Origin of the sequence: Candidatus Brocadia sapporoensis (assembly GCF_001753675.2) — a bacterium.
GTDB lineage: Bacteria > Planctomycetota > Brocadiia > Brocadiales > Brocadiaceae > Brocadia > Brocadia sapporoensis.
Window position 1 is genome coordinate 16520 of the sequence record NZ_MJUW02000029.1, and the last position, 11213, is coordinate 27732.

Annotated in this window: 12 protein-coding genes; 6 read left to right on the forward strand and 6 right to left on the reverse strand. The window is 42.0% G+C overall.

Annotated elements, in window-relative coordinates:
- The first annotated feature begins 89 nt into the window (after window positions 1-89).
- The 4 genes from BIY37_RS02670 (at window position 90) to BIY37_RS02685 (ending at window position 4768) form a co-directional block, all read left to right on the forward strand.
- Complete coding sequence (locus tag BIY37_RS02670; RefSeq protein ID WP_070066297.1) at window positions 90-686, forward strand: hypothetical protein; 597 nt, start codon at window positions 90-92, stop codon at window positions 684-686.
- Window positions 683-1477: a nitrilase-related carbon-nitrogen hydrolase gene (locus tag BIY37_RS02675; RefSeq protein ID WP_070066298.1), complete on the forward strand. Its 795-nt coding sequence runs from the start codon at window positions 683-685 to the stop codon at window positions 1475-1477. Before BIY37_RS02670 ends, BIY37_RS02675 begins: the two co-directional genes overlap by 4 nt.
- Window positions 1478-1629: 152 nt before the next feature.
- Window positions 1630-2649: a class 1 fructose-bisphosphatase gene (gene fbp / locus BIY37_RS02680; protein ID WP_070066299.1), complete on the forward strand. Its 1020-nt coding sequence runs from the start codon at window positions 1630-1632 to the stop codon at window positions 2647-2649.
- A 139-nt stretch (window positions 2650-2788) separates the two neighbouring features.
- Window positions 2789-4768 carry a S8 family peptidase gene (locus BIY37_RS02685; RefSeq protein ID WP_179129239.1) on the forward strand — a complete coding sequence of 660 codons (1980 nt, stop codon included), beginning with the start codon at window positions 2789-2791 and terminating at the stop codon, window positions 4766-4768.
- Between the two features lie 291 nt (window positions 4769-5059).
- On the opposite strand, the gene thyX is transcribed toward BIY37_RS02685, so the two are convergent.
- Both thyX and cobO read right to left on the reverse strand, forming a co-directional pair.
- Window positions 5060-5791, reverse strand: coding sequence for an FAD-dependent thymidylate synthase (thyX, locus tag BIY37_RS02690; RefSeq protein ID WP_070066301.1), 732 nt, complete (start codon window positions 5789-5791; stop codon window positions 5060-5062).
- A 57-nt stretch (window positions 5792-5848) separates the two neighbouring features.
- Complete coding sequence (gene cobO / locus BIY37_RS02695) at window positions 5849-6376, reverse strand: cob(I)yrinic acid a,c-diamide adenosyltransferase (RefSeq protein WP_070066302.1); 528 nt, start codon at window positions 6374-6376, stop codon at window positions 5849-5851.
- Window positions 6377-6597: 221 nt separating this feature from the next.
- On the opposite strand from cobO, the gene BIY37_RS02700 reads away from it, so the two are divergent.
- Together BIY37_RS02700 and BIY37_RS02705 are read left to right on the forward strand one after the other, a co-directional pair.
- Window positions 6598-7107: a cation:proton antiporter regulatory subunit gene (locus tag BIY37_RS02700; RefSeq protein ID WP_070066303.1), complete on the forward strand. Its 510-nt coding sequence runs from the start codon at window positions 6598-6600 to the stop codon at window positions 7105-7107.
- A gap of 7 nt (window positions 7108-7114) precedes the next feature.
- Window positions 7115-8290 carry a cation:proton antiporter gene (locus BIY37_RS02705; RefSeq protein WP_179129241.1) on the forward strand — a complete coding sequence of 392 codons (1176 nt, stop codon included), beginning with the start codon at window positions 7115-7117 and terminating at the stop codon, window positions 8288-8290.
- A 43-nt stretch (window positions 8291-8333) separates the two neighbouring features.
- Here BIY37_RS02705 and BIY37_RS02710 read toward each other — a convergent pair whose 3' ends face one another.
- From BIY37_RS02710 to BIY37_RS02725, 4 genes are all read right to left on the reverse strand, one after another.
- On the reverse strand, window positions 8334-9356 hold the full coding sequence (locus BIY37_RS02710) for a radical SAM protein (RefSeq protein ID WP_070066305.1): 1023 nt from the start codon (window positions 9354-9356) through the stop codon (window positions 8334-8336).
- Complete coding sequence (locus BIY37_RS02715) at window positions 9353-9919, reverse strand: hypothetical protein (RefSeq protein WP_070066306.1); 567 nt, start codon at window positions 9917-9919, stop codon at window positions 9353-9355. The genes BIY37_RS02710 and BIY37_RS02715 overlap by 4 nt, the downstream gene beginning before the upstream one ends.
- A gap of 50 nt (window positions 9920-9969) precedes the next feature.
- Window positions 9970-10530: a hypothetical protein gene (locus tag BIY37_RS02720; protein WP_070066307.1), complete on the reverse strand. Its 561-nt coding sequence runs from the start codon at window positions 10528-10530 to the stop codon at window positions 9970-9972.
- Window positions 10531-10594: 64 nt separating this feature from the next.
- Complete coding sequence (locus BIY37_RS02725; protein ID WP_143299135.1) at window positions 10595-10954, reverse strand: hypothetical protein; 360 nt, start codon at window positions 10952-10954, stop codon at window positions 10595-10597.
- Between the last annotated feature and the right edge of the window lie 259 nt (window positions 10955-11213).

Here is an 11213-nt window from a genome sequence, read left to right on the forward strand (position 1 = left end):
TCCTGTACTCTGTTGTCCAATTTCTGATACCATTATAGGGAAATATTTATTGAGATTGCAAGGAAACTTTCAAGGATCGGTAAGGCATTATGCGGCATAAATTCGTTCCTCTCTGGATAATAGGTTTCTTTTTTGTTCTTTGCCATGATGCAATCGCTATTTATTATAATTTGTCTGATGAACAAATCAAACAGGCTATTGAATATGGCGAAAAGAACAACAATTTAGACTATATGACTTTCTTGGGTGAGTGGGTAGTGATATCGCAGGAGGGATACGAATGGGCTGCCTTAAATACCAAATTTAACCTATTGGCTTATGAAGCAAAGCAGGCATCTCTGTCTGCCAGGAAATTAACAGAAGCACAAATTTATCATTCCTTTCTGAAGACAGAGGATATCTTATCCTTTCATGTTGTGTTGTATGGCAATTCACCTGATTTCTCCAAGGATTATCACGCGGTATTATTGTATAAAAACAAACCCATTCAGCCGGTCAACGAACAAAATGACACCCATGCCAGACTTGCCAATTTTGGAATCAGATTAGCAGCGGGCTATCGTGCCACTTGCCGGTATGACTTTCCGGATTACTATGTAGAACCTGATGAAGAGGTAATTTTGATAATCCTGAGCCCATTGAACAAAGAACGAAGATTTGTCTTTCATCTTAAGGAGATGCGATGAAAATAGGATTTCAGCAAACCTCTCCGCTTTTTGGGAAAAAAGAGGAGAATGTCGATAAAGCCGTGGCAGCGATACAATCGCTGAATGCCGACCTTGTCGTCCTGCCGGAATTATTTAATACCGGTTATCAGTTCACCTCAAGGGAAGAGGCTTTTGCCTTGTCAGAGAACGTTCCTGAAGGGCAAACGACACGTGCCTTGATGGCTCTTTCAAGGGAAAAGGGTGTTTATATTGTTGCCGGCCTGGCGGAACAGGAAAAAGGGCATTGTTACAATTCTTCTCTCCTGGTAGGGCCACAGGGGTTCATTGGCTGCTACAGGAAATTACACCTTTTTTATCATGAGAAACAGTGGTTTGAGCCAGGAAACAGGGAGTTAGCGGTGTATGATATCGGGAAAGCGCGGGTTGGTATCATGATCTGTTTTGACTGGTTTTTCCCCGAAGTTGCACGAGATCTGGCCGTAAAAGGGGCTGATATTATCTGTCATCCCGCAAACCTTGTCCTTCCCTACTGTCCGCAGGCCATGATAACGCGATGTATTGAAAACAGGGTCTTTGCTGTCACTGCAAACCGCATTGGATCGGAGAGCCGTTCCGGGGAAACGCTCGCGTTTATTGGTACCAGCCAGATTATAGGGGCAAAAGGGGAAATCCTCTACCGCGCCTCACCGGACCGGGTTGAGGCAATGGTTGTAGAAATCGATCCCGCTGTTGCCCGCGATAAAAACGTAACCCCTGAGAATCATCTCTTAAACGACCGGCGGTTTCAGGTTGTTTCTTCCTGCACATAGGGCATTACACCGGTAACTATCTTCCTCCCGGGAAGTCTGGATTTTCCTGATACTTTTCAAGCGCATAGCGTATGAATAATCGTTGACATTAATAACTGGAAAGGTAAAATACACTACTTTGATACATTATCAAGAGCTGAAGGAGCTTCGCAATGCAGAAAAGCAAGGGCATTACCATTCAACGCCATATTATTGAACAGGAGAGGTTATTTCCACAGGCCACTGGTGATTTTACCGGGCTATTATGGGATTTATCGATTGCAGCAAAAATTATTTCCCGTGAGGTAAATAAGGCAGGCCTCGCGGAAATATTAGGTCTCACGGGTGGGGTAAATATTCACGGTGAAGCGGTTAAAAAGCTGGATGTGTATGCCAATGAAAGAATTTGTAAGTCTATGGAGCACGGAGGCCATCTCTGCATTATGGCATCAGAGGAAAACGAAGATGTTGTTCCTGTTCCTGACGAGTTTCCCAAGGGTAAATACGTATTGATGTTTGATCCGTTAGACGGTTCTTCGAATATCGATGCAAACGTGAGTGTCGGAACCATATTTTCTATTTATCGAAGGAAGACAACCGGCAAAGAGGCTACGGTTGATGATTGCCTGAGAAAAGGGACAGAGCAGGTTGCTGCCGGGTATATTGTGTATGGTTCGAGTACCATGATGGTATATACAACGGGACACGGGGTTTATGGTTTCACGTTAGACCCCAGTATTGGAGAGTTTTTGCTTTCTCATGAGAAGATAAAAATTCCTCCAAAGGGTAAGATATACAGTATTAACGAGGGAAATACCTATGTGTGGGATGAAGGGACGCGGAGGTACGTCAGTTATCTGAAAGAAAATGATTCATTAACCGGCAGGCCTTACTCGCTGAGATATATTGGGTCGCTGGTGGCAGATTTCCATAGAAATCTTCTCTACGGCGGGATATTCCTGTATCCGGCGGATTATAAAGACCCGGGAAAACCAAAACCAAAGTTACGATTGCTGTATGAGGCGAATCCGCTTGCATTCATTGTTGAACAAGCCGGCGGTATGGCATCAACGGGAAGAGAACGAATCATGGATATCCAGGCAACCGAACTTCATCAAAAGGTGCCACTCGTCATTGGGAGCAAGGAAGATGTGTTAACCTACGAAAAGTTTTTTAGTCAAAAGGGAAAATAAGAGGAGTTGATAACACATGCTGTATCATGCGAAAGGAGATTGGGGCTCGGTAAAGAAGGAAAAATAGCCGATGCCGCGGGCAATCCAATTAACGCAACAATTTCAATACAAATCAATTAAAAAAATGAAAAGGATGTGTATGGAAAAATGGTATTTGTCGCCAAGGATTATTTTGTTTTTTACCATATCGCTTGTATCTCTTAACACCGCTTTTCCCGAAGGAGACGTTCCCTTAATTCTGCCAGGGCATTTAACCAAAATGACAGGTAAAACGGAAAAGAGCAATAGAATAGAAAAAAAGATCAGCAGCTTGTTGCAGATGCAGGTTCAACTAAGAAAAAGCAATATAGAGCAGCCCAGGCCTGAGAGATTAAGCGCCATGCAAAGGATGGGAATGAAGACCGCAGCGGATAAAATGGACCGGCAACGAGTTTTTATTCATGCAAAAAGAAAATTAAGCGCCTCGAAGGTTGCATCTCTGGAGAAAATAGGGGTGATCGTATATGAGGATTCGTGGATACCGCCTCTTGGGAATCATCCCACAGGCTATGTCATTGCCAGTATGCCGGTAGATCGCCTGTACGATCTGGCGGCAAAAAGTTATGTCGTCAGGCTCGAGACGGCAGAGCGGATCCTAACGCCTAAAAATGATAAGGCGGCAAAGAGTATTCGCGCAGACAATGTCTGGGATGACTATGGATACGATGGCAGCTCCATTAGAATTGCGGTACTGGATTCCGGACTGGACACAACGCATAACGACATCCCCACGCCGGTAGTGATTAAAGATTATTCAGATTATCCCACATTGGACGACACCATTGACAATCAGGTGACACCCCACGGCACCCACGTTACAGGCAGCGTTGTGGGACGTGGCACACAGTCCGATGGAAAATACAAAGGGATGGCCTTTGGTGCAGATCTGATTTTTTTGAAGATTGGAAATGATACCGACGGAAGCGCCTCTGATGGCGCTATTATTGCCGCTATAAAGGCATCTGTAGACACCTATAATGCCGATATCATCACCATGAGTTATGGTGGTTTTGACACCTATCATGACGGTTCTGATGAAATGTGTCAGGCAGTTGATTATGCCTTTAATGAGGGGGCATTACTGTTTATGTCGGCGGGAAACGATGGCGATAGCAAAATTCATTATTCAGGGACGGTTGCTGCTCACAAGAAGACACAATTTATTCCGGTCGAGCTGGGCCCTGGATGGAGAATACTCTATTTTTATCTCAACTGGTTTGATAGTCTGGGTGAAAGCAGGGATCTTGATTTAAGCCTGTACGATGTGAACAAAAAGGAATTATCTCCAGCTAATATTACCAAGGATCGGGAAGGAGAAAGCCCGAGGGGCACTGAGGCATTATTGACTTACTATAATTATTACATTTATATTTACGAACATGCCACCTATTATTTGAAAGTAGTGAACAATTCAGATCATCGTCAGTTTTTTCACATCTATTCTTTTGACGGTTATACGACCTTTAAAAATGCAGATCCTCTCTACACTGTTGGATCGCCAGCAATAGCGGATAATGCAATTGCCGTTGCATCGTATGTGACACGGCCAAAATGGAAGAATTACAAAGGACAGACTTTTCGCTATAGTAAAGATAAGACTGCCGGTAAAATTTCTTCATTCAGCAGCCGTGGACCGAGAATTGACGGAGCGAAAAAACCTGACATTGCCGCCCCAGGGCAGGGAGTTATTTCCGCAAGGGATAAGATTATTTCCTGGCCGGGAGAATATGATTACCTTGTAATAGATAACGACGGAATTAATGACGGTTATGGTCCTGCGGACTATCTGTGCCTTCAAGGCACAAGCATGGCTACCCCTATTGCGGCTGGAGCATCTGCATTGTTGATGCAGGCGAATCCTTCATTGAAGGGAGATCCGACTAGCGTTCGAAATATCTTATTTCAAACTGCAAGCAATAAAGGGAAACAGACGAACAAGAATGGATACGGCAAGCTGAATGTGCTGTCCGCTCTGAACTTTATCAATAGCATGACTCCTGCTCCTGTTCTTACACCTGCGACAACTCCTTCGCCTACTCCTTCGCCCACACTATCTCCTTCCCCCACGCCGACTCCATAGCTGGCTTCGGTACTGAGGACAATGGAATGGCGGATTTTTCCGTCAAATTATATCTTCGGCTACAGGGTGGCACTGACAAACTTTGTTTGTCAGTGTGATATTCCAAAATCCGTGTGCATATTCAAACAACATGGACAAACACGTTTGTCCATGCCACCCTGTAGCTCGCTTAAATAAAATGAAACTTTCTATACAATCAAGATGGTAAAGAGCTAAAGGATGTAAGTGGCAGTGTTGTTGCCGCTGCCGGAATGTGCCTCATAGATGCAATGGTTTATGACGATAAATTTTTCACGAGAGATTTTTAAATCGTTCTCTCACCTCACTCATCTTCCCACAGGTCATCTTTCCCTCTGGACATTTGTCGTTTACACAGCCTGGACCTGCATCTTTAAAGATGTGCGGGGAAACTTTTTTTACCTGTCTGAGCATCTCTGTTGCCATGTTTCTTATCTCCCACTGCGCACGGTTGCAGCAACGCATCCGGAAAAAGTGTAGCAGTTCGCGTGCGTTCATGGTGATAAGGATCTTGGTTTCTGCAGCATTAGGTAATAAAAAGCGGGCATCTTCAAATGCGCCCTCTCCCTGATCTTCAAGCGCTTCTGCCAGCTCGTCATACCATTGCTGTATAATATGCATCTTTTCAATAAACCATGATTTTTTACCAGCTTTTTCGATGCCCGGCGGAACAACAAAATGAAACCCCACACCATCCTTGCTCTGTTGCCCGACGTATCGCTGGCTCTGCTGGGAATAAGAGGCTAAACGATGCCGTACTATTTGGTGAGAGCAAGAGCGGGAAATGCCTTCTACACCAAACGTAAAGATAGCATGTTCGATGGGCGAGAGATGCCGCATGTCAATTAACTTATCGATAAAGGCTGACTGATTTTTATTTTCAATCTGTTTCTTTAAATTGTCAATAGATACAGGGCTATAACAGAGTTTGGCTGCCTGGGCAGCTATTTCTTCCGGGTCGGGTGTGTAGCGTAACAATATTACCTGCAATTTGGATTCTGGCATAATATTTCCTTTTCAGGAATTCCAACGGAGTGACATGATACATCGTGCCCTTATGGACTAAAATTCAATACCCTCTTGGGCATTGATTCCCCTTTTGTAATGATGTTTGATCTCCCGCATTTCAGTGACCGTGTCAGCCATTTCTATGACTTTTTCATGAGCGTTGCGCCCGGTAAGGATTACGGTAAGCCTTTTGGGTCGTTCTTTTAATACGGAAATTACCTCCTCAACAGATACGAGTCCATGGTAGATCATGTTATTAATTTCATCAAGGATGATGATATCATAAAAATCAGAAAAGATCTCCTGTTTTGCACGGTCCCAGGATACCTGTGCATTTTCAATGGTTGCCTTAGAATGCTCCTCTTTCCGTGTTCTGATAAATCCCTGTCCCAACTGGACGATTTTGAAATCAGGCTCAAGTCGTTTTACGGCAGCGCATTCTCCGGTAGGCCATGGTCCCTTAAAAAACTGAAGCATGAGCACCTTCATGCCATGTCCGGCCGCCCGAAGACCAAGTCCAAGTGCCGCAGTAGTCTTGCCTTTTCCTTCACCCGTATTTACGAGAATGAGCCCTTCGTTCATATGTTTTCCCTTCCTGGATTCAATCGCGGAGATACCAGTAAAAGATTATATTAATCAGGAATGAAAGTCAAGGATATTGGATATCGATGATTTGCCGGGACGTCTAAAATAGATTGACAATTGATTGTGGAATACGTAATATCAATCCATTGCTTGGAAACGGTGATAGACGTTTTCTTGTTCAGAAAAGGGAGAATGCGTTTTAATGAAAGGGGTTGTTTATGTCGGAAATCAAGGAAAGCGAGCTGCCAGGAATCGGGAAAAAATTTACCCTGGAATTGGATTCAGGCGATAAATTGGTTGTTGTAATTCATTCTTCAGGCGAGAGAGAGGTATTTAAATTTATTCAGGACAACGACGAACCAGCCTCTGTTACCACACTCGCGGATGAAGAGGCACGTCAGATTGGCGCTATACTCTCCGGAACATACTTTCAGCCGGTTATTGAAGAAGCGCAGAAGTTGACGATGAAGAATGCAACGATGGAATGGATAAAGATTGCACCCGATTCAGCGCTAGCCAATAAAAGAATTGAAGAGTTAGATATACGAAAAAAAACGGGGGTGTCCATTACCACCATTATCAGGGGTGAATCGGTGATACCGAATCCCCATTCCGGCGAAATCATTAAACCGCAGGATACCATTATTATCATAGGAGGCAACGATCAGATAAAAAATTTTATATCCACCTTTGAAATCAAACATCGCTTAGAAAATGATCGTCAATGAAAGTGTATTGTCACTAGGCATTTCCCTTATTGCCCTATTTTTTGCCGGTTTTCTGGCTACCAAGGTCAACCAGTCCCTGACGGCTGTGTTTATTGTGGTGGGCATGATCCTTCAGAATTTTTTTCCTGTCACGATCATCACAGAATTTATTGCTACTCTGGGTATCATTTTTATGCTCTTTATGTTCGGGCTTGAGTTTTCGGTTGGCAGTTTGGTAAATAACCAACGGAAGATATTTTTTAATGGAGTTTATGACCTGCTTTTTAACTTTCCCCTTGGCATGTTTCTTGGCTGGATATTAGGGTATGATTTAATCCAAACCCTTTTGTTTGCAGGGATTATTTATGTGACGAGTTCTGTAATTGTAGCTAAATCGATCATTGATTTGAAACGTTCAGCAAATCCGGAAACGGAATATATCCTTAATATCCTGATTTTTGAAGATATGTTTATTGCTGCGTTTCTTGCATGTATTGTCGGTGTTGTCAATTACGGACACATAGATACAAAGGGAATGCTTCTTGTAATGCTGAAGACCGCAGCATTCTTTTTATTCTTTATTATACTTTCCAGGACTGCAAAAAAAATTATTGATAAGGTTGTTGATATTGAACATACGGAATTATTCATCATTCTAATTCTATCGATTATTGTGCTTTCCGCAGGTGCGGCATCTCAAATAGGACTTTCTGAGGCAATTGGGGCGTTTCTTGCCGGACTCTTGCTATCAGAAACAAGGCAACGACACAGGATCTCAGAGGCAATCAAACCTTTTCAACAATTCTCTACGGCAATTTTTTTTGTCACATTCGGAATGTCCATTGACTATAAACATGCGGGAAGCCTCATCCCTATCGGGATATTTATCTTTGTCGTTTCTTCCTTCAGTAAGGTTTTTGGAGGTTATTTTGTCGGTAAGAAATATGCATTGAGTAAAAGGGCTTGTTTAAGACTTGGTTTCAGCCTTATTCCCCGGGGGGAGTTTTCCATCATTCTGGCAGGTACGATTGCGATGAACACCAACGTGCCGTATCCTGTAAAATCGCTTACCGGTGTCTATGTTTTGCTCAGCGCTATCCTCGGTAGTATCCTGATGAAAGAATCCGACTGGTTTGTTAAGAACTTCTTTGAAAGCAAAGGGAAGGAATTTCAACCATTGGGTAGGCACTCTGCAAAGGATTAAACCTGGATAGAGAAACGAGAAACTACGATGAATGATTGAAAGCTTATGGGCGGACTTTCTTTCCTATTTTATGTTTCAGAGACATAAGGAGCTCTCTTGCCATAAGCCATTTGTCTTCAAGCGCCCACATATGAAACGGGAGCACACACCCACATCGAAGGCAGTCTGCCAGCGGACCCATCATACAGGGCTTTTTGATCTGACCCTGCGGATCAAAACAAAAAGACATCTTTTTGAAGATGCAATTCCTTGTAATCTCTTTACATCTGTCAGACTTCATAAGTTTGAGAATAAGGCTTGGTACACCGATAAAATCACCGTATTTTTCTTCTTTGAGTCTCAGCAGGGTATCTAATATTTCATCACGTAATTGCCATCCCGGCCAAAGACTATCGTTCTTCAATCCTTTTATCGGAGTATGTATTTGAAATAGACATCCACGAACGCCCCGGTCTTTCCATTCTTCAATAAAATACTCGATATCCTGATAATTCATCTTATTAACTACCATAGAAACATGAATCTTGAGTTCTGGTCTGTTTGCATTTTTTTTTATCTTATCATAGCAGCCCTTTCCCCGGATGGCATCGTGCATGTCCTTCCTGCCATCCACCGATATATAGAAATTTACATCAGGCCAGTTAGGCAATTCAATCGTACCATTGGTAGCTACCAGGTTTGACTTGAAATATCTCATCCCTCGTTCGATAAGATCTTTTCTTAGGAGCGGTTCGCCTCCAATCCAGGAACATTGATAGAACGGGAAATCGGTCTCCTTCAAACTCTCGAGTTTTTCAATCCATTCATTATCGGTAAGCTCAGGCTTTTCTTCGTAGTCGTGTGCATAGAAGTAGCAATGTTTACAACGCAGATTACAACGGTTGGTAATGTCAATTGAGCCAATTGCACCTTTCGGTTTACCAAAAAGGTCAAACCTGGCGAGATCATATAATTTAAAGAAAAACTTCGTTCTCTCCTTGCCAATTCTTTGGCAGGAGTAATCAAATACCTTATCTCTGAATGTCCGTTTTGGACCTGTCTGTTTATTTTCTATGGTCGTAATCATTTTACATCAGAAAAATCGATTTTAAATTTTTTCTCGTCATTTCCTGCCTTGACAATAATGGCGGTACTCGCTTTTGGATTGATTTTGTCATAGGAAAAGATGCCAATTACGCCCTGCCTTTTATCTTTATACTTCATGCCAAACTCGGTTTTTTGCGGCAGAATATTATTGGTCCCCTGTATAAGCATAATCTGAACATCCTCCGGGGTTTGAACGTTATCTTCTGGAATACTCACAATCACATTGAATGTCTTTGATGTTTCAATCTCTTTTAAATCCTGTAGTGTAAGGGTTTCGTTTTTTAGCGCCCTCATAGCAGAATTCACGGCAATCCTCATATATTTGCTCATAATGAATCCTCCGTTTCCGCCGGGATATTCACCAAAGCAGGCAGATTTTCCTATAGGACTTTCAAAAATCTCCTTCCCTTTGTATTGTGCGCCATACACATTCGCTTCTTTAACCTGTTCTTGCGTTAACTGAATATCAAATGCATGAGACCGTGCAGGCACCCCGCATAGAGTAACAACGACTATTCCCAGCCACCATATATTGAATTTCATAATACGGCCTCTTACATAAATAATGTTTATCAATTTTTAATGCGTTATCGTCATTTTATTGCGGAGAAATTGATTTTATATTTTCTCTGACGATCCCCGGTCTTTATAATGATTTCTGTTTTTACCCCAGGATTTAGTTTTTCATATTGGAAAAAGCAAACGACATCCTGAACTACGCGTTTTTCTTTGCCAAATTCATACTTGAGCGGTAGTATCGTATTTGATTCTTGTACGAGAAACACTTCAACATCTTCAGGGTTCTCAACAATCTCTGAAACATCAACAACAAGTTTCATGGCCGTAGATTTCTCGATTTCTCTAATTTCATCTGAAGTCATACGCATATTATTCGCTGCCTGCATGGATGAGGTAACTGCAATTTCAATATATTTACTTAAAACCAGTCCTCCATCTCCTTTTGGGTATTCACCAAAGCAGGCTGATTTTACAACAGGACTGTTAAAAATTTCCTTCCCTTTATATTTTGCACCATACTCTTTTGCCTCTTCAATCTGTTCTTGTGTTAATTGTATATCGAATGCACCACTCAACGCCGGCATTCCCGATATGACAAAAACGAGTATGGGAAGATACCATTTCGCAAATTGCATACAATACCCTCCGACAAATAAATTTGATTTGCTACTATCCTTTGAATTTATAAAAGTGGAGCAATTAATCCTCGAACATTTTCAGCGTTTTGCCTGTAATTGTGCTGATTTTTTTCCCGAGGTTTTTCATTTCTTTGATTCCGCCGCGACGGGAAGACTCACCAATTTCATCGACTAATATTTTTTCTCCATTTGCTAAATTTAATAATACGAGGTATCGCACATAATCGTTCGGTATTGATTCTTTAATCTCTTTTGTAACCTCTACATTTTTTATCTTAGAAAAGGAAAAACTATCTTCGTCATCAAAAAAAAGTGTCCTTCTCACCTTTGTTGTCACCTGTTCTGTCTTTCCATCAATGGTAATTATTTTGAAAAAGGAACTTAAAACAAGCTTGTTCGTAGCATGCTTTTTTAGCGCCATTGATTTCATATACCTCCTTTCTCAATACCTGTGAATACTATGGAATAAATTCCTTGCTCCTTATCGGAGGGAATATATCACATACGATTGAGATAGTCAAAATTATTATTTTTTACCAATTCATTCCATCTGCTTGCGTTCAAAGACCTTAAAAACATAGTAACACGCAGTAAAGATAATATACCAGTAACTATTCAGCGTACTTTCGCTCACAAACCCTATGAGTGAACAAAATATTGATTCTGTAATCCCGAAGGGA